Origin of the sequence: Micromonospora sp. DT4 (genome assembly GCF_049841675.1) — a bacterium.
Lineage (GTDB): Bacteria > Actinomycetota > Actinomycetes > Mycobacteriales > Micromonosporaceae > Micromonospora.
On record NZ_JBNCKT010000021.1, the window covers coordinates 43,979 to 64,249 of the forward strand.

The window sequence follows — 20,271 nt, forward strand, 5'->3', positions numbered from 1 at the left end:
GATTGTGACGGCACCCCTACGCCGCTGGTTGACGCCCGTGGTGGCCGTGTTCGCCGCGCTGACCGTGCTCGCCGGTCCCCTCCCGGCCCACGCCGCCCCGACGACCCCCACACCATCCGGGCACGAGGATGACGGCGAGCCCAAGCTGCTCAACGACGTCATCGAGCAGACCAACCGGGACTACGTGGCGGCCAAGTCCAAACTGGACAAGTCCAAGAAGCGGCAGGTCGAACTGGCAGCCGAGGTCGACCGGGCCAAGGCCGACCTGGCAGCGCTGGCCCCGCAGGTCGGGCAGATCGCCGCCCAGTCGTACCGGACCGGGCGGGTCGGCGCGATCGCGATGCTGCTGGAGGCCGACGCCCCGGACTCGTTCGTCCAGCGGGCCGCAGCGCTCGACGAGATGAACATGGTCAACGAGAAGAAGCTCGCCGAGGTCAACGCGGTGAAGGCCCGCGCCGAGCAGGCCAAGCTGGCCCTCGACGCGGAGGTACACGAGCAGCAGAAGCAGACCGCCCTGATGGCGAAGGACAAGCGCGACGCGGACAAGGCGCTCGCGCTCGTCGGCGGTCAGGGTTTCACCGGCGGCCTGGTCGACGCCGTCTCGCCGGTCGCCCGGATCGGCCCCGGTCGCACCGCCGACGGCGAGTGGAAGCCGCAGTCGTGCAGCGAGGACGATCCGACCACCTCCGGCTGCATCACGCCGCGCACCCTGCACGCGTACAAGGAGGTCAAGCGGGCCGGGTTCAACCGGTTCGTGGGCTGCCACCGCGACGGCGGACCGTACGAGCACCCGAAGGGCCGCGCCTGTGACTGGTCGTTGCAGAAGAGCGGCTTCAGCCCGTGGCACAACGACGACACCCGCATGTACGGCAACAACGTGGCCGCGTTCCTCATCCGTAACGCCGACCGACTCGGCATCTACTACGTGATCTGGAACCGGCAGATCTGGATGCCGGCGACTGGCTGGAAGTCGTACAGCGGCCCGTCGAACCACACCGACCACGTACACATGTCGCTGCTCTGACCCGGTGACCAGCAGTCCGAGGGCCGTCCCGCGTCCGGCGGGGCGGCCCTCGGGCCTGTTCGGTGAGGGGCTGGCCGCGTCAGGCGGCGGTGGTCGCCGGGTCGTCCGAGGCGTCGCCCGTCGCGGCACCGGCCGGTACGGGGGTCACGGGTCGCACCACTCCGGCGGCGAGCCGGTACGACATCCCCACCACCGCGCACCGCCCCCGCGCCACCTCGTCGGCCAGCACGGGCGACTGCCCGAGCAGCGTTTCGACGGTCTGCGCGATGTGGATGTCGACGATGCCGTCGATGTCGTCCACGCCCTCGGCGGTGGCGCGCCGGAGGCTGGGCAGCACCGCGTCGACCACCGCCGGGAGGTGCCCCGGGGGCGCGATGCCGGTGGCGACGGACTCGCGGGCGGCCTGCACGGCGCCGCACGAGTCGTGACCGAGCACCACCACGAGGGGAGTGCCGAGCACGGTCACCGCGTACTCGACGCTGCCCAGCACCTCCGGCCCGGTGGTGTGCCCGGCCGTACGGACGACGAAGAGATCGCCCAGCCCCCGGTCGAAGATGATCTCGGCGGCCAGGCGGGAGTCGGAGCAGCCGACGATCACCGCGAAGGGGTGCTGCCCGTCCGCCACGGCGGCCCGGTGCCCGGCGTCCTGGTTGGGGTGGCGCGGCGCCCCACCGACGAAGCGACGGTTGCCGGCGGTCAGCTCGGCGTACGCTCGGGCCGGCTCGGTCGTGACCGACGCTCGATCGACGGCCCGCTGTGCGCCCGGCTGCCCGCCAGACGTACTGGAACGACTCATCCCCGCACCTCGCTTTCCACGCGTTTGACCTGCTCAACGGGCTTTTCAGCCGGGCCGGCGGTGGGCGCTGGCTCGCGCTCAACGGTCACACGCACCGCAAGACGCGTCAAGATATGCGTGATTTAGATTTCATACGTTCACCGGAGGGGCGGCCCCACGATGGCGAGCACGGCGGCCGGCAGCGGCCGGAACTGGACATTCCTCACCAACCACGGGCATGTGCTGCTCGCCATCGCCCGCGACCCCACCGCGCGGCTGCGCGACGTGGCGGCGGAGGTGGGCGTCACCGAGCGGGCCGCCCAGGCCATCGTCGCCGACCTGGAGGCCGGCGGTTACCTGCACCGCACCCGGGTGGGGCGTCGTAACGAGTACACCCTGAACCCCGCCGGTCGGTTCCGGCACCCCGCCGAGGCCGAGGTGCAGGTCGGCGACCTCCTCGCGCTGTTCGCCGAGACCCCCGCCGATGACCCCCTCTGACCATCCCCGCCGCACCCGTCGTCCGGCCGGCGTCGCCGGGCCGCAGCTCGACGCGACGCAGCGGTAATCTCAGCGGGTGCGCGAATGCCTGCCGCCGAGCGCGACCGAGCCGGCCCGCCGTACCGTCCGAGCGGTTCTCAGTGGAACGCTCGCGGCCCTGCTCAGGGCCGCACTGGTGGTGGCACCCTGCGCGCCGGCGACAGCGGCAGCGCCCGTCTGCGGCCCGGCCGGCGAGGACGGCCGGGTGGAGATGCCGTGGGCGCTGCGCCGGATAGACCCCGCCTCGGCGTGGCCGCTCTCCCGAGGCGCCGGTGTGACGGTGGCGGTCATCGACTCCGGGGTCTCGGCCATCCACCCGGTCCTGAAGAACCAGGTGCTCCCCGGACGCGACTTCAACAACCTGCCCGCCAACCGGGGCCAGTGCGACCTGGCGGGCCACGGCACGATGGTCGCCGGCATCATCGCCGGCCAGGACGGCACCGGAGCGCTGTTCAGCGGTGTCGCCCCGGCCGCCCGCATCCTGCCGATCCGGGTCCTGCCGACGCCAAGGGCACCAACGACGAGGCGCTGCCCGGGCAGATCGCCGCAGCCATCGACTGGGCGGTCGACAACGGCGCCGACGTGATCAACCTGCCCGGGTGACCCTGCCCCGCCCCGAACTGGCCAGGGCCGTCGAACGCGCCCTCGCCAAGCGGGTGGTCCTGGTCGCCGCCGCCGGCAACCGGCAGGAGACACAGGAGGACAAGCCGGCGTACCCGGCCGCCTACCCGGGCGTCATCGCCGTCGCCGGCGTGGACGAGCAGGGCGGGCACGTGGGCACCTCGGTCAGCGGCAGCTACGTCGACGTCGCCGCGCCGGGCCTGAACATCATCGGTCCGGCACCGGGGGGATCTGGCTACCGCGCCGAACCGGCGGGCGGCACCAGCTTTGCCGCCGCGTACGTCTCAGGGGTGGCGGCGCTGGTCCGGGCCGCCTACCCGGATCTGACCCCGGAGCAGGTCGCCGACCGGCTGGAGCGTACGGCGGACAATCCGCCGCAGGGGCGCAACGCCGAGGTCGGCTACGGGGTGGTCAACCCGTACCGGGCGGTGTCGAGCCTGCTGGGCACCCGCACCAACCCGCCAGTCGGGGCGCTCGCCGCACCCGCCCCCGAAGCCGATCCGCTGAGCTGGCAGCGCACCGCAGCTATCTGGGCAGCCGTGGTCGGCGGCCTGCTCACCGTACTGCTGCTGATCACGCGGCCGATCGTGGCGCGGGGCCGCCGACGCCACCCATCATCGGGCCCATGCCCGGGGAGACCGCCCGACCGAGCGCGCCGCCACCCGCGAGAGCACCGGCGCTGCCCAGGCCGCCACCACCGCCGAGCCCGGCCGAGGAGCCCAGGCCACCGGAGCCGAGGCCGGAGCCCAACCCGGGTGAACCGCCACCGCCCGCGCCCGCGAGGCCGCTGCTGAACTCGTCGTCCGCGCCGCCGACGCCCGGAACGCTGCCGGTGCCCGGGTAGTCACCAGTGGAGGGGTCGTACCCGCCGGAGAGGTCGGGATGGGTGCCGGACCCGCTGGGCAGGTTGCCGGTGCCCGGGATGTCGGTGGCCCCGATCGAGGGCGTGGTGCCCAGGCCGCTGGCGGGCGGGCCGCCGCCGAGCTTCGGCACGCCGCCGCCACCGCCACCACCGCCGCCACCGTTGTCCAGGTTGGGAATCTGACTCGTGGGGTCGTCCATCGTAGGTAGTCCAGGTACCACTGGAGGCTACGGACCGTGTCAGCGGCCCGGGCCGGCGGCGGCGCGACAGTCACCGCCGGGGGCCAGCGCGGCGCACAGCGCCAGCACGGCCGCGCCCACGGCACGCGTCGATCGGAAAGGCTTCCCCGTACGCAGCGCTCTCCCGTATCTCGCCGACGCCAACACAATGCGGCTCCGGCCCGATCGAGCCGGACCGGAGCCGCATCGGTGATTGCGTCAGCCCCACACCTTGGAGTTGCTCATCTCGGTGGAGACGTAGTTTTCGCGGGCGATGCCAACGGCACCACCGATCTCGTTCAAGATCCGGTTGATGTCCCGGACCGACGAGTCCCACTTCGCCTGGTGCTGCTCGTAGGCGGTGCGGTCCTCGCCCTCCCACTCGAGCTTGGACAGCATCGACCGCAGCGTGTCCAGCTTTTCGTCGATGGTCTTCGAGATGGCCTGCATCTGCTGGTTGCTGCTCTCGAGGACCGCGTAGTCAACCTTGATCGTCACGACTTTCCCCTCTGCTGGCTACGGATCACGGGTTGAGAGCAGAGTGGAACTTGTCCAGCATCTGCTGCTGCTCTTCGTCGTTGACCTGGTGCGTCGTACCCGACTTGTCGAGCAGGTCCGCGATGTTGTCCATCGCGGTCAGCAGGCCCACGGTGTCCTCGTTCCAGCGGGTCATAAGCGACTGGAACCCCGTGGACGCCTGGCCCTTCCACGCCATGGCCAGGTCGTCGACTACGTTCCACAGCTTCTTCAGCTCGCCGTCGACCTCGCTGCGCGTGGACCGCACGTCACTCGCGGCGGTATGCAGAGTCGCAGCTTCGACCTCGAACGCCATGCTTCACACCCTTCCGTCATGTTGTGGCGGCGGCTCTGCCGAGCCCCTGCCCCCGCGGCAAGGCAGCAACACCCCACCGACGGACACTCCAACAGAAACCGTAGCGGAATTTGTCCAGCCACCGCGGCCCTGACCGGGGCTGTTCGATGGATGGCGGTGGATCGGGCTGTTGGGGTGAGTCGCACCGGTCCGCGCGGGCCAGCCCGAGCGGCTCGATCAGGCCGGCTCGGACCAGGCGGTCTGGATGAGCTGCTGACCGTCGCGCCGCCGGACCAGCGTGCCCCGACCGGGTGGCTGCGGGCTCGGACGCAGCGTGCCGAACACCGCACCCTCCTCCCGGTTGCCAGACATCAGCAGGCCGGGAGAGTCCAGCTCACGCAGCCGTTGCAGCACGGGCTCGTAGAGCGCCCGGGACACCCCGCCGACCCGACGCGTCACGATCAGGTGCAGACCGATGTCGCGGGCCTGCGGCAGCAGCTCGTGCAGGGCGCTCAGCGGATTGCTGCCACCGGACGCCACCAGGTCGTAGTCGTCCACCAGGATGTAGAGGTCCGGGCCCTTCCACCAACTGCGGTCCCGCAGCTGGGCGGTGGTCACGTCCGGACCCGGCAGACGGTTGGACAGCGCGCTGCGAATCGAGGCGAGCCCCTGCGCGAACGCCTGGTTGGACGGCGCGTAGTCGAGCAGGTGATCGCCCTCGACCGCGCCCAGCAGTCCACGCCGGTAGTCCGCGATCACCAGCCGGGCCTGGGCCGGCGTGTACCGCTCGGTGATGCCCCGGGCGATCAGCCGCAGCAGGTTGGTCTTGCCGCACTCGGCGTCCCCGAAGACCGTCAGGTGCGGCTCGTTCGCCAGGTCCAGGTAGACCGGCGCGAGCGCCGACTCGTTGACACCGATCGGCAGGCCGGGAGCCGACCGGTCGATGAGGCGGGCCAGCTCGGACACCGGCAGCCGACGCGGCAGCAGCCGTACCTTCGGCGCGGGACGCCCCGGCCAGTTCGCCGCCACGTGCCCGGCCAGCGCCACCGACGCCTCGCCGGAACCGCTCCGGCGGGGGTCACCCTGCTTCGGCGCACGGTTTCTCGGCGCACGCACGGCGCACGGCCCACGACGCACCGCCCACGGCTTGGGGCGCGGGCCGTCGGCGACCGGTCGGGGTGGTGCGACCATCCACAGTGTCGGCGGTGGCGGTGGTCACTGCTGTTGTGGCCACCGCCGTGCTGCGCCTTGTCCGTTCGGAGGATAGGTTGGTCGGGTGTCGTCCGCAGCTCTTGTCCGCCCAGCCCGCTGGGCCGTGCTGCGGTCGCTGCGGGAGCTGACCCGGCTGGCGGTCACCGCGCTGGTGCTCGCGGTCGGCCTCGGCGGCGCCCTCGCCGCCACCCCGCCGCCCGCCGATGCGCAACTGCGACCGAGCGCCGTGAGCAGCCGGGTGGACGCGGTTCGGCCCGAAGCCATCCCGGCCACCGTGCGCACGAACCAGCCGGCTCCCACCCGGCCGACCGGCGGCCACCTCACCGCACCGGCCGGCCCGGTCCTCGCGCAGGCGAAGCACGCGCCGGCCGTCGAGCCCGGCCGCCGCACCCCGCCCCGACGCGGCCCTCCCGCAAGCTGAGTCCAGGCCGCCAGGTCACCCAACGCTTCGCCTGACCCGTCTTCGGGTCGTCGTCCGGGTGCCCGGACGGCAGGTTCGGCCGCGACGCGCAGCCACACCCGCTCCGGCGCGCGAATCCGCCCCGCGACGGCGCTGCGCCCCGGCCGGCCATCCGTACAGCTCACCCCGACCCCGCAGAGCCCGTCGCGTCGAGCGACCGGCCCGGTCCCGTCGGGACCCATCCCTCGATACCGTCATTCGACCGCGAGGTGCTGATCATGCAGACCGTCCTCTCCGCCGTCCTGCCCGACGTACCCCGGGCCGCCGCCATCTGGCTGAGCCTGCTCGGGGTGGTCGTGTTCGCCGTCGCCGCGCTCCTGGTACGCCCCGGCCGCCTTCGCCTCGACCCGGCCGCCCGCATCCGCGACGCGGCCATGCCCAGCAACCTGGAACAGGCGCTCCAGGAGCGGGAGCAGAGCCGCTACGCGCAGGAGATCGCGGTGGCCGCCGAACGCGCCACCACCACCGCCCAGCGCCGGCGGGCGGAGTGGGTGGCCGCGCAGGAGACCGTCGAAGCCGCGTGGCAGGCGCTGGAGGCGGCCGAGGCCGGCGTACGGCGACTTGGCACGGCGGCCTCGATGCCGTTGCCGCACACCGACCGGACGCCGGCCGAGTACGCCGACCGCGAGCGCTACCTGCACCGGGCCGCGCTGGACGCGTACTGGCGGCGGGAACTGTCGGTGGAGCAGCTCAGTGGCGTCTTCGCGCACCGCGACGGCTGGGACCCGCGGCTGCACCCCGTCGAGCAGGAACTCGTGCTCCAGCGGGCCGTCCGCGACAACCTGGCGGCCCGGCACGCCGCCGCCCGGGACCGGGAGCAGGCTGCCTGGCGAGCCGCCGAGTTGGCCGTGGCGGCGGCTCGCAGTCTCCGTGCGGAGGCGCTCGCGGCCAGTGGGCGGCGCAGGGCGGAGTCGGCCTCGGTGCTGCCGCTCAGCGAGGTCCTCCGGCCCTCCGCCGACCAGACGCGGGAGAACGCGGTGGTCGCCCGCGGTCGGGCGGCGGTCCCGGCCTTCTGACCCGACGGCGCGACGAGCCCGGTTCTCCCGAGCAAGCGTTCCGAGCCGGGGCGGCGTCAGTGGGTTAGCGTGACGGCATGTCCCGACAGTCGTGGGTCCTCGTGGTGGTCGCCGGCATCCTGGCGCTCGCCACACTGGTCGGCGCGGTGGTGCTGGCGGTGCGTGTGGTGCGTACGAGGCGGTTGCTGACCGGGCTCGGCGCGGGCGGCAAGGTGGCCTTCTACGGCGCGCTGATCTACACGATCTTTCCGGTGGACATCCTCCCGGACCCGATCTACCTGGACGACATGGGCGTCCTGGCCGGCGCGCTGATCTATCTCACCCGGCTGGTGCACAAGCGCCGGGCGGCCGGCCGTCGCCTCCCCGGGCAGCCAGACGCTCCGCCAAAGGAGAACCGCGCCCGCTCCGTACGATGATCGGGGTTGGCGTACAGGACGGGGGAACGCACGTGGCGGGTGATCATCGGCTGGACTTCCGCGACGACCGCGTGGCCGCCTTCTGTGCGGAGCGGCACCTCGCGACGCTGACCACCCTGCGCGCCGACGGCACCCCGCACGTGGTGCCCGTCGGGGTCACTTTCGACCCGGCGGCCGGGCTGGCCCGGGTGATCACCTCCGGCACGTCCCGCAAGGCCCGGCAGGTGGCCGCCGCAGGCCCGGACGGCACCCCGGTGGCCGTGTGCCACGTGAACGGCCGTCGCTGGTTGACGATCGAGGGCCGGGCGGTGCTCCGGTCGGATCGAGCCGCCGTTGCGGAGGCGGAGCGCCGTTACGCCGAGCGGTACCGCACGCCGCGCCCGAATCCGGAGCGTGTGGTCCTCGAGATCACCGTGACGAAGCTGCTCGGAAGCCTCTGACGTCCATAACGTCACATTCGCCCGCTTTGGGCGATCGCGGCAGGCGTCAGACGTGACCCATGCTGCGCGCGGAATCCTCCACCCCCGCCGGTCGTTACGCCAGATCACGACGCCCGCAAACGGCAGCCGGCGGTGGAATGCCGCCCGGAGCAGGGCCGTTACGCCCCCGGTAACCACGGCCGAGACCGCCACGGAGGCGGCTACCCCCGAACGGAGACTCGACCATGAACCCCATCGTGCAGAAGAGCGGCCTGTCCGTCGTCGGACTGCTGGTCGCCGGCGGTTGTGCCCTCGGCCCCGCCGTCGCCGCGCAGGCAGCCCCCGCGCAGGGTGCCCCGTCCTCGTCGAGCCAGGCCAACCGCAGCGCCGAGCGGATCCTCGACATCGACTACCAGGCACAGCCGAACTTCTTCTACTGCGGCCCGGCCGCGACGCGCATCGCACTGTCAGCCCAGGGCAAGGCGCTCTCCCAGGACGAGGTGGCCAAGCGGCTCGGCACCACGGAGGCGGGCACGCCCTCGGCCCTCGACACCACCCGCGTGCTCAACGAGCTGACCGGCGGTCGCTACCGGACCACGGAGATCCGTGACTCGGTGGCCCGCCCCGACCAGGTCGAGCAGCTACGCCGGGACGTGCTGGCCGCGATCGACGCCGGCCGCCCGGTGGTGGCCAACATCAAGGGCACGACCGTGGACAGCGACGGCAACCCGCACTCGTACGAGGGCGGCCACTACCTGACGCTCGTCGGCTACCGCGACGGTGGAGACGACATCCGCGTCGCCGACCCGGCCGACCCGGCGCTGGGCGAGTACTGGATGAGCCTGCCGAAGGTCGCCAACTGGATCGCCGAGCGCGGCTACTCGTCCTGATCCGACCGTTCACCGGGCCGGCCTCTCCCGCGCGGAGGGGCCGGCCCTGCTGTCGCGTCTGCGGTTGGCAAGGTGCGCCTGACGACGCGCACGGACGGCCCGCATCGGCCGGGCGCGGTGCAGCTCACGCCAGGCCGGCGGGGCAATGGCCCACTCGCCGGCGCCGGCCGCCCGACGATCCCGGGCCGCTGAATCCTCGGCGGCCCGGGAGACATCCGGTACGTCAGCGGACCTGGTCACCCTCACCGGTACGCGCCTGGGCCTGGTCGACGCCCTTGTCGATCTGGTCGCCGTACTTGCCGCCGGTGCGCTTGTCGGCCATGTCGCCGGCCTTCTCCGTGCCCTGGTCGACCTGCTTGTCGTGCTTGTCCGCGAAGTCCTTGGCCTTGTCCATGAAGTCACCCACAGCGCTCCTCCTCCGGTAGTTCCCCTTCGCGTTCCCTGGGCCGGACAGCGCAAACACCGTGCGTTCGCCCTCCGGACGCGAAGGACCGGCCAGCGGACCGCGGCCGGCGTACGATCCGCGCGGGCGGTCGGGTGTCGGCGCACGACCGGCCGGGTACGGACCTCGCCGAGATCGAGGAGGGCCGACATGACGGCAGACGAACCCGGGGCGGACGCCGCACCGACAACCGACGGCACGCCGACAACCGACGGCACGCCGAAAACCGGCAGCACGCCGACAACCGACGGCACGCCGAAAACCGGCAGCACGCCGACAACCGACGGCACTGGAGCGCGCCACGCGTGGGCGGCGCTGCCCTGGCTGGTCCGGACCGCGGTGCTGTGGAACGCCTGCCTGGTGGTGATCGTCACCGGGCTCTACCTGCTGGGTCGGATCGCCGTCCTGCTGGCCCCGCTCGCCATCGCCCTGGCCGCCACCATCTTCCTCACCGCGCTGTTGGACCCGGTGCTGGTCCGCCTGCGCCGACTGCGCCTGCCCGCGGCGCTGGCCGCGCTGCTCACCGTCCTGTTGCTGCTCGGCATCCTGGTGGGCGTCGGCGCGCTGGTGTGGAACCTGACCGCCAGCCAGTTCGACCAGCTCAGTCAGGAACTGACCCAGGGGCTCGACCGCAGCCGCGACTTCGTCACGTCGACCCTGCCGGTCAGCGAGGCCCAACTCGACAAACTGGTTGACCAGGCCCGCGACGGGCTCAGCGGCAGCTCTCCCGACCCGGTGTCGGGCGCCCGGACGGCCAGCGAGGTCGTCGGCTCCGCGCTGCTCGCACTGGTGCTGCTCTTCTTCCTGCTCAAGGACGGCCGGTCGATGTGGCACTGGACGCTGTCGCGGATGGCCGGCCCGAACCGGGAGCTGGTGGCCGAGGCCGGTCGGGGCGGCTGGCAGACGCTCGGCGCGTACAGCCGGGGAACCATGATGATCGCGGCCATCGACGCGATCGGCATCGGCCTGGCCCTGGTGGTGCTGCGGGTGCCGCTGGCCCTGCCGCTGACGCTGATCACGTTCCTGGGCGGCTTCGTGCCGATCATCGGGGCGACGGTGGCGGGCGCGGTCGCGGTGCTGGTGGCGCTGGCGGCCAACGGGCCGACGACCGCTCTGCTCACCCTCGCCGCAGTCGTCGCGGTGCAGCAGATCGAGGGCAACCTGCTGGAGCCGCTGGTCATGAAACGCCAGGTACGCCTGCACCCGGCCGTGATCCTGGTGGCGGTCACCGCCGGCACCCTCATCGCGGGCATCGCCGGCGCCTTCGTCAGCGTCCCGATCACCGCCGTCCTGTGGCGCGTCATCGACACCGTCCAACGTCACCGGGCCACGCACGCGCCAGCGGCGCAGTGACGCCGACGCCCAGAAGCGACGCGCTCACGCGCGGCGGGGCGCGGTGGTCGTCCGGGTCAGGTGGGTGGTGAACCAGGTGCCGGCATGCTCGGCGACCTGGTCGAGCGTCCCGGGCTCCTCGAAGAGGTGGGTGGCTCCCGGCACCACCCGCAGCTCGCCGACATCCCCCAGCTCGGCGAGCGCCTGTTCGTTGAGCGCGAGCACCTCCTCGTCCAAGCCGCCGACCAGCAGCAACGTCGGGGTCCGCACCTGGCCCAACGCGGGGCCCGCCAGGTCGGGTCGTCCACCTCGGGAGACCACCGCGCCTACCCGGTCGGTGCGGGACGCGGCCGCCACCAGCGCGGCGGCGGCTCCCGTGCTGGCGCCGAAGAGGCCGATCGGCACGTCACCCGCCGGACGTTCGGCCGCCAACCAGTCGACGATCCCGGCCAGTCGGCTGGCCAACAGCCCAATGTCGAACCGCAGTTCGGCGGTGCGCGTGTCCACCTCCTCCTCGGCCGGCGTGAGCAGGTCGACCAGGACGGTCGCGAGGCCGCGACCGTTCAGCGTCCGGGCCACCGCCACGTTGCGCGGGCTGTGCCGCGAGCTACCACTGCCGTGCGCGAACAGCACCACGCCGACCGGCTGAGCCGGCACCCGCAGGTCGGCGGGGAGCTGCGCGTCCCGAACCGGGATGGTCGCCGTGCTGCTCTGCTCGTCCATGCCACACCTCCGCAGGCTCGCCTGTGGTCCGGTTACCCCACCCGGCGCGTCGCACGCGCCCGGTCGCGCAGCCGGCGGGCGTGGCGTTTGTCGGGTGGGCCGCCGGGTACGCGACGGGGAGACCGCAGACCGTGTCGGCGCAGCCGCGCCCCGACGGATCGCGAGGATCACGATGGCCAAGCAGCAGATTTCCCGGCAGCAGCAGATGGCCGAGCGCGCCCAGCGTGAACAGGACGCCCAGCGCAACCAGGACTTCGGGGACCAGGCCGCCTCGGCCCGGCTGCCCGACGATCCCAAGGCGGCGGCGCCCCGGGACGCGATCGGACGCCCCTCGACCGGAGAGCCGGTCTGACGTACGCGCACGACGGCCGGGGTGGGAGCACTCCCGCCCCGGCCGTCACTGCTGCTTGTACTCGGGCAGCCGGAGCAGGGGCGACCGGCCCGGCGGCTGCTCCGGTGGCGGCCCCGAGGGCTCGGCCGGAGGCACCGGCACCGTCACCGGCTCGTTGCAGGTGACCCGCAGCATCTGGTCGTGATGCCGCAGCTCCACGACGTCGTCCGGGCCACCGTGGCGCAGCGAGTACGTCGTCTGGTGTGGCCGCACGTCCACGCGGAGCGCCAGCCCGCGCCACTGCAGGGAGAACTCCAGGCGGTTGAGCCGGCTGGAGAGCCGGGGCGCGAACGACAGCTCGCCGTCGTGGTCGCGCAGTCCGCCGAGCCCGCTCACCAGGGCGAGCCACGCGCCGGCCAGCGAGGCCATGTGCACGCCGTCGCGGGTGTTCTCGTTGAGGTCGTGCAGGTCCATCAGCGCGGCCTCGCGCAGGTAGATGTGCGCCAGGTCCGGGTGGCCCACCTCGGCGGCGAGCACCGACTGGGTGCAGGCCGACAGCGACGAGTCGCGCACCGTCCGGCGTTCGTAGTAGAGGAAGTTGCGCACCTTCTGTTCGGGGGTGAACGCGTCCCCCCGCCAGTGCATCGCCAGGACCAGGTCGGCCTGCTTGACGACCTGTTTGCGGTACAGGTCGAAGTACGGATAGTGCAGCAGCAGCGGGTACTTCTCGGCGGGCGTGTGCGGGAAGTCCCACTCCTGGAGCCGGGTGAATCCCTCCACCTGCTGGTGCACGTCCAGCTCGTCGTCGTACGGCACGTGCATCGACGTGGCGGCGTCCCGCCAGCTCGCCGCCTCCTCGTCGGTGACTCCGAGGTGCAGCGCCTCGTCCCGGTAGCGCATGACGGCATCGGCGGCGGTGAGCAGGTTCCGCTGGGCCATCAGGTTGGTGTAGATGTTGTCGTTCTTCACCGCCGTGTACTCGTCGGGGCCGGTGACCCCGTCGATGTGGAACTGGCCGCCCCGGTCGTGGTGCCCGATCGAGCGCCACAGCCGGGCGGTCTCCACCAGCAGCTCCAGCCCGATCTCCCGCTCGGTGGCGGTGTCACCGGTGACCAGCACGTACCGTCGTACCGCGTCGGCGATGTCGGCGGCGATGTGGAACGCCGCCGTACCGGCCGGCCAGTACCCGGACGACTCCGGCCCCTCGATCGTCCGCCACGGGAAGGCGGCACCCTTGAGGTTGAGCGTCGCGGCCCGTTCCCGGGCCTGCTCCAACGTGCTGTGCCGCCACTGCAGGGCGCTGCGCACCGCGGAGGGCTGGGTGTACGTGAGCACCGGCAGGACGAACATCTCGGTGTCCCAGAAGGCGTGCCCGTCGTAGCCGGGGCCGGTCAGCCCCTTCGCCGAGATCGGCCGCTGCTCGGCACGGGCACCGGCCTGGAGCACGTGGAACAGCCCGAACCGTACGGCCTGCTGGATCTCCGGATCACCCTCGACCAGCACGTCGGCCGCGTCCCAGAACTCGTCCAGGTACGCGCGCTGCTCCCGGTGCAGCCCGTCCCAGCCGTCCAACCGGGCGCCGGCGAGCGCCGCGCCGACCTGGTCGCGCAGCGCGGGCAGCGACCGTCGACTCGACCAGCCGTACGTCAGGTACTTGACCACCCGCAGCTTCTCGCCGGGCTTGAGCACGCAGCCGATGGTGGTGCGCACCCAGTCCTCGTACCCCTCGGACTCGATGGTCGTGTGGTCCGGGCCGTGCACCTCGTGCTCCATGGCGGCGGCCACCCGCAGCCCGGAGACCTTGGTGCGGTGGATGAGCTGGCCGCCGTCCGGGGTGGTCAGCTCCTCCTCGGCCTGCAACGGCGATTCCAGCACCGCCGCGACCCGGGGGTCCTTGCTCTGCGCGGGCAGCGACTCGTTGGCCACCAGCTCGGACTGCACGATCAACCGCAGCGGGCTGTCGACGGCCTCCACCTCGTAGCTGATCGCGGCGACCGACCGCTGGGTGAACGACACGAGCCGGGTGCTGCGGACCTTGACCGCGCGGCCGGCCGGGGAGCGCCAGTGCAGCTCCCGGTGCAGGGTGCCGGCCCGCATGTCGAGGACCCGCTCGTGGGACAGCAGCTCGCCGTAGCGCACGTCGAGCGGTTCGTCGTCGACCAGCAGCCGCATCAGCTTGCCGTTGGTGACGTTCACGATGGTCTGCCCGGATTCGGGGAAGCCGTAGCCGGCCTCCGCGTACGGCAGCGGACGCAGCTCGTAGAACGAGTTGAGGTAGGTGCCGGGCAGACCGTGCGGCTCGCCCTCGTCGAGGTTGCCGCGCAGGCCGACGTGCCCGTTGGAGAGCGCGAAGACCGATTCCGACTGGGCCAGCACGTCCATGTCCAGGCGGGTCTCCCGGATGTGCCACGGCTCGACGGGATAGGCCCATTCCCGGATCATGTGCGGCCCCGATCGCTGGTTGGCGTCCCTTCGGTGGGGCGTGGCGCCGGCGGGGCGTCGCCCGCGTCGAGCAGGTCCGCGAGATCCTTCACCACGACGTCGGCGCCGTGGGCGAGCAGTTCGTCGGCCTGTCCCACCCGGTCGACACCGATCACGTACCCGAAACCGCCGGCCCGGCCGGCGGCCACGCCGGAGAGCGCGTCCTCGAACACGGCGGCCTGGGTCGGGTCGACCCCCAGGACTCTGGCACCGGCCAGGAAGGTGTCGGGTTGGGGCTTACCGCGCAGCTTCCGCTCCCGGGCCACGAGCCCGTCGACCCGCGCTTCCAGCAGGTCTTCCAGCCCGGCGGCGGCGACCACCTCCTGCCCGTTGGCGCTCGCGGTGACCACCGCCCGACGCAGGCCGGCGGCGGTCGCCGCCCGCAGATAGCGCACCGAGCCCGGGTACACCTCGACGCCGGAGGTGCGCAGACGTTCCAGGAGCAGGACGTTCTTGCGGTTGCCGATGCCGTTGACCGTGTCGGCCTCCGGCGGATCGTCCGGGCTGCCCTCGGGAAGCACGATTCCCCGGGAGGCGAGGAACGACCGGACGCCGTCGGCACGGGGTCGGCCGTCGACGTAGCGGTTGTAGTCGGGGCCGGGGTCGAACGGCTGGAACGGTTCGCCGGTTGCCGTGGCGCGTTTGCGCAGGAACTCGTCGAACGTCTCGGTCCAGGCGGCGTTGTGCACCCGGGCGGTCTGCGTCAGCACACCGTCCAGATCGAAGAGACAGGCGGTCACATGAGCAGGTAGGCCCAGCACGGTACAAATCTAACCACCCGGCTGGGTGCCCAAACCCGCTTTCGGCCGCCGCCGGGCCGGCTCAGTTCGGCCGCAGGGGCCGCCGACGTGGTTGTAGGTGGCCAGCGTGTCCGGGAGCCGGACGGCGGCCCGTACCCGGCCCGGCGCTTGGGTAGCTGTCCATCCCAGCCAGCCAAATCCTTGATCTTGATGTCGACGGTCGAGCATGCTGGGCGAGTACGAAGCGGCCTGTCCGGCTGGCTAGCGAAATCAGCGGCCCGGCGAGGCTCGCTCAGGCCGCCTGGTCACGAGCGGCGCTGATGCGGAACGGATGGGTGTACTCGGCGTCGCAGCCGGCGTACCAGGATCGGAACAGCATGCTGGTCGCGGTGTTGACGGAATTCGGTGTCACCTCGTAGCGGGCGCCTTCCCGACAGGGTGTAGAGGCGCCGCCAGCGAGCCGGGCAGAGGCAGGTTGCCGTACTCATGCCGTTGCCTGTCCATCCTCGGGATCGAGGCCTCGCCACTCGGGGGGCTTGGCGCCGGTGGCGTCGGCTACCTGGGTGACGTCGCGGTGGCTGTAGGCGGTGCGCGCGGGAGATGGAGCTGCCGGCGGCTGCCGCACCTGGTCTTCGGCGGCTTGGTCACGGGGGCCCAGTGCCGCGCGGCGCTGGGCTACCGGACACGACACCGATTCGACACCCATCGGCAGGACGTCTTTGCCGTGCGAACAACGGGATGTAGGGGCAGTCACGGCGGTCCGGTCTGGGTTGGGCTGTCTGACTTGACAGTTCGACGGTGGGTGAGTTGCCTTGTACTGATAGTAGTGGGTGGTGGGTTGTGGGGTGAGTGTTGTGATGGAGGCCGCTGTGGTGGGTTGTGTGGAGTTTCTGACGACGTGGGTGCCTTCTGGTCGGTGGTTGGGTGTTGGTGGTGAGGTGCCGGCTGTGGTGCGTGATGCCGTGCCGGTTGATGGGATTCATCTGGTTCATGTTGATGGGGCTGTGTGGGGTTCTGAGGTTGTGAGGGAGGTGTTGCATGTTGAGCCGGTTGAGGTGAAGGCGCGGATGGTGTTGGCGCCGGTGGAACGTGGGCTTGGTGTGGCTGTCGTGGTGGGGCGTGGTGAGCGTCTTGGTGTGCCGGTTCTGGTTCGTGCGGCGCGGGGGGTTGGTGTCGCGCGGTGGGGTTCGCGGGTGGTGCCGTTTCCTGGTGGGGATGGCGCGGTGGTGGTGTTGCCGGTTGAGCATGTGGCGGGGGGGTCGGCGGGTGCGGTGATTGGTGAGGCGCTGTGGGCTGCCTCGGACGTTTTTAAGGGTGTGGGGGCGCCGCAGTTGTGGCGGGCGGTGCAGGGTTTGCCGCGGTGGGATAGCCAGACGGCGGATTGTGTGTTCCGGGTGGGCGCGGTGTTGACCGGGCTAGGCGTGGCGCCAGTGGCCAGTGATGATGTGCCGGTCAGGTCCGCTGCCGGGGTCGCCGCCCGGTTGGGAGGTGTGTTCGCGCCCGCGAGGCTCACGGACCTTGCGGGGTTGGGGGTGGGGTATTCGACGGTGGCGTGGGTGCGTCGTCCTGATCACCCGCAGCACCTGGTGATCATTCACCGGCCGTCGGATGAGGACTGGTGGTTGGTGGAGACCCAAGCCAACGACGACGCCAGCCGCTACATCCCGTTCCGACCGACCGACGGGTCGTGGGGTGAGCGGCTATCTGGTAAGGCGTCGGTGTTGGCAGGACCGATCCTGCTACCCGCCGATGAGTCGGGACAGTTGCTCGCCGTCGACGGCGGGCAGGTCAGGGTGGGACCACCGGTGACGGGCTCGGTCCTCACTGACGTGTTGACTGATCCCGCGCGTACGTCCACGCCGGGCATGATGGCCGCTTCCACCGGCCCTCGCAGCCGAGAAATGCGTGTGAGAGACAATATTGGCGCCTTGCTTGATTGGTATGAGCAAACTCCCGATATGCACAGGCAATTCCCTGGCAGTTACTTGGATTGGCCCGTTCCAGATACGGGAAAGATCGTTAAAATTGGCGCTTGGGTGGCCAGTATAAGGGACAGGGGATGTGACGATCCGGATGGTTCGATTGCTGCCGCCATGGAGAAATGCGGTATAACTGCCTTGCCCATAAAGCGCGGTCGGCATATTGGTCCGCGTATTACTACGCTGATATTAGAAGTGCCCGGCCTGGAGCAGCCTCATCGACACCACGAATTCCTTGACGCCCCAACCAGGACGGCAACTATCCGATCGGACCCTAAATCTCGGCTATTTAGACCGCGAGAGGGGGGTGGCAGGTGGAGGGACCTAGTAAGAATTCTCAAAATTTGGGTAGCAGAAAACCCCAGCCACCTCGGCAGAATGCCCTCTCGAGACTTTGTCCCGACCATTGCAAGAGAGCCAGGCTACCCACTTGGTCAAGAGCTACACCTCTTGAGAGAGCATGGGGTGGTGGCTCGGGGGGAGGATCTTTACGACACCCTGGAAAGCTTGGGATTCGAGCCCTATTGCATTGGCAGACCCCTTGGCTTTGGCGGAATTGTGCGGATTTCGCCGAAACTTCCTTCTGTGACAGGGCAGCAACGCGCCGATGCGGTGAACGACAGCATTGCTGCGTTGCTTGATTGGCATGAGAAGAATCCCGACAAGCGCGGGTCTATCCTCGCCAAGTCAACGAAATGGCCCGTTCCGCGCACGGGAGAGATCGTTAAAATTGGCGTTTGGGTGCACAGCATAGGACGCTACGGATATAGCGATCCGGGGGGTGTGATTGCTGCCGCCATGGAGAAATGCGGGATAACTGTCGCGCCCGCGGGGGATGGTGAGCATATTGATACGTTGATGTCGTCCGAAGAAGCGTCGCGTTTGGCTGGTCCGTCTGTGTCGTCTACCTCGTCTGGTTCTGGTGTGGGGGTGGCCGTTGTGCCGCCAGCATCGGTGCGGGAGCAGCCCAGTGGATCGGAGGGTGCGGGGGAGGTCTGGGATATTCGCACCGCGCGGTTCGGGCGGTTGACCGATGTTGATGTCGAGACGTGGGCAGTGCCGTCTGACTACACTAACGAGTCGTTGCGTGAGGTGTATGGCTGGCTGGATCGGGTTAATCCCGGTCGTGATGTTGGTGGCGAGCACGAGACTAACTGTGTCGTCGCCGCGCTCTGCCTGGATATGTCATTCCGGGACGGGACGGTGGTGTATGAGGCGGCCACCACCGATCCGCTGTACGGCGGTGATCTGCTCAACTATCAGCAGCAAGTGTTGGATCTGGCCGATGGTCAGCACCAGGTGTATGAGATCCCGACCATTGAGGCGGGCGTGCGGGCGCTACGGGCGGCCGTTGCCGGATCACGGGCGTTCATCGCTGTGCGTCGACCTCCGGGGCAGGTCAACCACGTTCTTGTTGGCATCCGCGATGAGCGCGGAGTCGCCGTCATCGACCCGCAGACGGGGCAACTGGGACGGCTACCCCGGGACACAACCGGACTGGCCCTCATTGCCCTGTCGCACGAGATCCCACAGCCGACGGTCGACCAGGCCGCGATAGCCACCCCTGTGGGCGAACCCGTCGTCTACCCATCCGACGGGCTCGCCGCGGCCGCCGAGCCGGACGTCCTCGCGCACTCGAACTCCGAGCAACGCTCAGGTGAGGTCGAGAACGCCGAGGCGACCAGTGCGCCGAGTTGGTCGGTGCGGCTGCGCGATGGTGTCACCAAGCACTCCCACGTGTACGTGATCGGCAAGTCCCACACGCCTGCGTGGCGCACGTTGGTCAATCAACTGACCGAGGCGGCCGACGCCGATCACCCGGTAGTCCTGCTCTGCGCCCCGCATCCCAGCACGCCCGCGCTCGAATCCGACATCGCCGCTCTGAACTATCTACTCGAACAACTCGCCCAACGCGCCCGACTGCCGGTGGTACTCGCCCGGGCCACGATCAACTCCGAGTTACTCACCGTGGTCGAACGGTACGGCGCCACGATCCTGCACCCCACCCTGCAACGACCCGACAACACCAGCATCCGTCTCGATCCCTACTGGAAGGCCACCGCCTCCCGGCGAGGCGAGCACACCCTCGCCCCCGCGCGCTTGTGGCAGGACATCACTGCCGATGCCGTGCGTGATGCCGCCGCACTCGCTGACCCCACCGCGGCCGTCACCCGAGTCGATGACACTCTCGGCGAGTTGATCTGGGCACCCGACCTCGCCGCCGCCCGCCCCGTGTTCGCCAAGGCGAGCCAGCGCTGGTCACCGCAGCAGATGCGCGACAACCTGGCCCACGTCAAGCAGATGATCAAACGGGTACCCGACCAACCCGAGCTGAGCCGCTACGCCCCGATCCTCGAGTTCGGCGCGACCGACCACGCCGACATCGTCTTCGATTACGCCCTCGCCGACACGGCGGACCGACCCGCCACCCTGCTCACCGCCGTGGGCGACCTCGCCACCGCCGGAAAACTCGACGCCGGCCTCGAAGGCGGCCTCACCACCAAACGCCTGGCCGCTATGGTCACCGCTGTCGGCGCCACCGACATCTCCGCATCACTACTCCACGTCCTCGGCACCATCATCAAGGCAGAGAAATTCACCGACGCCACCAGATTCATCGAAAACAACCGCAACAAACTCACCGTCGAACAGAAACAACACTGGGTCGACGCGATCGCCAAACTCGGCAACCTCCCTGTCATGGAAAACAACGTCGACGAACTCCAAGAACTGACCCGAGGCGTCCTGAAATGTGTGAAAACGGGACTGTAAAAAGAACGGTGTAACTCCTGATCAAGAAAGACGCACCTGATGACCATGACGACTGACGCCGTGGATACTGCCGCGGTGGCGAAGAAGAAGCAGCCTGGCCTGCCGGCCGGGGCGAACGACGACCTGATCGGCGAGCTCGTCGAGCAGGCCCGGACCTCGGGCCTGCAACTGACCGGTGAGGGCGGGCTGCTGCAGCAGCTGACCAAGCGT

The 20,271-nt window shown here is 70.4% G+C and carries 21 protein-coding genes and 2 pseudogenes; 13 read left to right on the forward strand and 10 right to left on the reverse strand.

Features of this window, described 5'->3' with window-relative positions; translation table 11 throughout:
* Nucleotides 1–4 precede the first annotated feature (4 nt).
* On the forward strand, nucleotides 5–1,024 hold the full coding sequence (locus ACLQ24_RS09355; RefSeq protein ID WP_425890447.1) for a coiled-coil domain-containing protein: 1,020 nt from the start codon (nucleotides 5–7) through the stop codon (nucleotides 1,022–1,024).
* Between the two features lie 79 nt (nucleotides 1,025–1,103).
* On the opposite strand, the gene ACLQ24_RS09360 is transcribed toward ACLQ24_RS09355, so the two are convergent.
* Complete coding sequence (locus ACLQ24_RS09360; RefSeq protein WP_425890449.1) at nucleotides 1,104–1,820, reverse strand: carbonic anhydrase; 717 nt, start codon at nucleotides 1,818–1,820, stop codon at nucleotides 1,104–1,106.
* 159 nt (nucleotides 1,821–1,979) lie between these two features.
* Here ACLQ24_RS09360 and ACLQ24_RS09365 point away from each other — a divergent pair, with 159 nt between their 5' ends.
* The 3 genes and pseudogenes from ACLQ24_RS09365 to ACLQ24_RS09375 form a co-directional block, all read left to right on the forward strand.
* Nucleotides 1,980–2,297, forward strand: a complete 318-nt coding sequence (locus ACLQ24_RS09365) for a helix-turn-helix transcriptional regulator (protein WP_425890451.1) — start codon at nucleotides 1,980–1,982, stop codon at nucleotides 2,295–2,297.
* A 76-nt stretch (nucleotides 2,298–2,373) separates the two neighbouring features.
* Nucleotides 2,374–2,922 carry a S8 family serine peptidase gene (locus tag ACLQ24_RS09370; RefSeq protein ID WP_425890453.1) on the forward strand — a complete coding sequence of 183 codons (549 nt, stop codon included), beginning with the start codon at nucleotides 2,374–2,376 and terminating at the stop codon, nucleotides 2,920–2,922.
* 70 nt (nucleotides 2,923–2,992) lie between these two features.
* Nucleotides 2,993–3,304: pseudogene (locus ACLQ24_RS09375) on the forward strand (S8 family serine peptidase); the annotation flags it as partial.
* Between the two features lie 53 nt (nucleotides 3,305–3,357).
* On the opposite strand, the gene ACLQ24_RS09380 reads toward ACLQ24_RS09375, so the two are convergent.
* The 5 genes from ACLQ24_RS09380 to eccCb all read right to left on the reverse strand — a co-directional run bounded on the left by ACLQ24_RS09380 (nucleotide 3,358) and on the right by eccCb (nucleotide 5,964).
* A complete protein-coding gene (locus ACLQ24_RS09380) occupies nucleotides 3,358–3,534 on the reverse strand; it encodes a hypothetical protein (protein ID WP_425890483.1) in 177 nt (58 codons plus the stop codon).
* A complete protein-coding gene (locus ACLQ24_RS09385; RefSeq protein ID WP_425890485.1) occupies nucleotides 3,531–4,019 on the reverse strand; it encodes a hypothetical protein in 489 nt (162 codons plus the stop codon). Before ACLQ24_RS09385 ends, ACLQ24_RS09380 begins: the two co-directional genes overlap by 4 nt.
* 237 nt (nucleotides 4,020–4,256) lie before the next feature.
* Complete coding sequence (locus ACLQ24_RS09390) at nucleotides 4,257–4,535, reverse strand: WXG100 family type VII secretion target (protein WP_007454922.1); 279 nt, start codon at nucleotides 4,533–4,535, stop codon at nucleotides 4,257–4,259.
* A 25-nt stretch (nucleotides 4,536–4,560) separates the two neighbouring features.
* Nucleotides 4,561–4,869, reverse strand: coding sequence for a WXG100 family type VII secretion target (locus ACLQ24_RS09395; RefSeq protein ID WP_393044393.1), 309 nt, complete (start codon nucleotides 4,867–4,869; stop codon nucleotides 4,561–4,563).
* 216 nt (nucleotides 4,870–5,085) lie between these two features.
* Entirely contained in the window at nucleotides 5,086–5,964 is an 879-nt protein-coding gene (gene eccCb, locus ACLQ24_RS09400; RefSeq protein ID WP_425890456.1) for a type VII secretion protein EccCb, read from the reverse strand.
* A gap of 160 nt (nucleotides 5,965–6,124) precedes the next feature.
* Here eccCb and ACLQ24_RS09405 point away from each other — a divergent pair, with 160 nt between their 5' ends.
* The 5 genes from ACLQ24_RS09405 (at nucleotide 6,125) to ACLQ24_RS09425 (ending at nucleotide 9,261) form a co-directional block, all read left to right on the forward strand.
* Entirely contained in the window at nucleotides 6,125–6,481 is a 357-nt protein-coding gene (locus ACLQ24_RS09405; RefSeq protein ID WP_425890458.1) for a hypothetical protein, read from the forward strand.
* Nucleotides 6,482–6,738: 257 nt separating this feature from the next.
* On the forward strand, nucleotides 6,739–7,536 hold the full coding sequence (locus ACLQ24_RS09410) for a hypothetical protein (protein ID WP_425890460.1): 798 nt from the start codon (nucleotides 6,739–6,741) through the stop codon (nucleotides 7,534–7,536).
* A 77-nt stretch (nucleotides 7,537–7,613) separates the two neighbouring features.
* A complete protein-coding gene (locus ACLQ24_RS09415) occupies nucleotides 7,614–7,952 on the forward strand; it encodes a hypothetical protein (protein ID WP_425890462.1) in 339 nt (112 codons plus the stop codon).
* 32 nt (nucleotides 7,953–7,984) lie between these two features.
* Nucleotides 7,985–8,392 carry a pyridoxamine 5'-phosphate oxidase family protein gene (locus ACLQ24_RS09420; protein ID WP_425890463.1) on the forward strand — a complete coding sequence of 136 codons (408 nt, stop codon included), beginning with the start codon at nucleotides 7,985–7,987 and terminating at the stop codon, nucleotides 8,390–8,392.
* A 224-nt stretch (nucleotides 8,393–8,616) separates the two neighbouring features.
* Nucleotides 8,617–9,261, forward strand: coding sequence for a C39 family peptidase (locus ACLQ24_RS09425; protein ID WP_425890464.1), 645 nt, complete (start codon nucleotides 8,617–8,619; stop codon nucleotides 9,259–9,261).
* Nucleotides 9,262–9,484: 223 nt separating this feature from the next.
* Here the strand turns inward: ACLQ24_RS09425 and ACLQ24_RS09430 are convergent, their stop codons facing one another.
* The gene (locus tag ACLQ24_RS09430) at nucleotides 9,485–9,655 is read right to left on the reverse strand and encodes an antitoxin (protein WP_425890482.1); all 171 of its coding nucleotides are present in this window, start codon (nucleotides 9,653–9,655) and stop codon (nucleotides 9,485–9,487) included.
* 198 nt (nucleotides 9,656–9,853) lie between these two features.
* On the opposite strand from ACLQ24_RS09430, the gene ACLQ24_RS09435 reads away from it, so the two are divergent.
* Nucleotides 9,854–11,056, forward strand: coding sequence for an AI-2E family transporter (locus tag ACLQ24_RS09435; RefSeq protein ID WP_425890466.1), 1,203 nt, complete (start codon nucleotides 9,854–9,856; stop codon nucleotides 11,054–11,056).
* A 24-nt stretch (nucleotides 11,057–11,080) separates the two neighbouring features.
* On the opposite strand, the gene ACLQ24_RS09440 is transcribed toward ACLQ24_RS09435, so the two are convergent.
* Entirely contained in the window at nucleotides 11,081–11,758 is a 678-nt protein-coding gene (locus tag ACLQ24_RS09440) for a dienelactone hydrolase family protein (protein WP_425890468.1), read from the reverse strand.
* A gap of 172 nt (nucleotides 11,759–11,930) precedes the next feature.
* Between ACLQ24_RS09440 and ACLQ24_RS09445 the strand changes: the two genes are divergently transcribed.
* The gene (locus ACLQ24_RS09445; protein WP_425890470.1) at nucleotides 11,931–12,110 is read left to right on the forward strand and encodes a hypothetical protein; all 180 of its coding nucleotides are present in this window, start codon (nucleotides 11,931–11,933) and stop codon (nucleotides 12,108–12,110) included.
* Between the two features lie 45 nt (nucleotides 12,111–12,155).
* On the opposite strand, the gene ACLQ24_RS09450 is transcribed toward ACLQ24_RS09445, so the two are convergent.
* Nucleotides 12,156–14,531, reverse strand: coding sequence for a glycoside hydrolase family 65 protein (locus ACLQ24_RS09450; protein WP_425890472.1), 2,376 nt, complete (start codon nucleotides 14,529–14,531; stop codon nucleotides 12,156–12,158).
* Nucleotides 14,528–15,331, reverse strand: a complete 804-nt coding sequence (locus ACLQ24_RS09455; protein WP_425890474.1) for an HAD family hydrolase — start codon at nucleotides 15,329–15,331, stop codon at nucleotides 14,528–14,530. Before ACLQ24_RS09455 ends, ACLQ24_RS09450 begins: the two co-directional genes overlap by 4 nt.
* Before the next feature lie 860 nt (nucleotides 15,332–16,191).
* On the opposite strand from ACLQ24_RS09455, the gene ACLQ24_RS09460 reads away from it, so the two are divergent.
* A complete protein-coding gene (locus ACLQ24_RS09460) occupies nucleotides 16,192–20,061 on the forward strand; it encodes a hypothetical protein (protein WP_425890476.1) in 3,870 nt (1,289 codons plus the stop codon).
* 39 nt (nucleotides 20,062–20,100) lie between these two features.
* A pseudogene (locus ACLQ24_RS09465) lies at nucleotides 20,101–20,271 on the forward strand (IS256 family transposase); the annotation flags it as partial.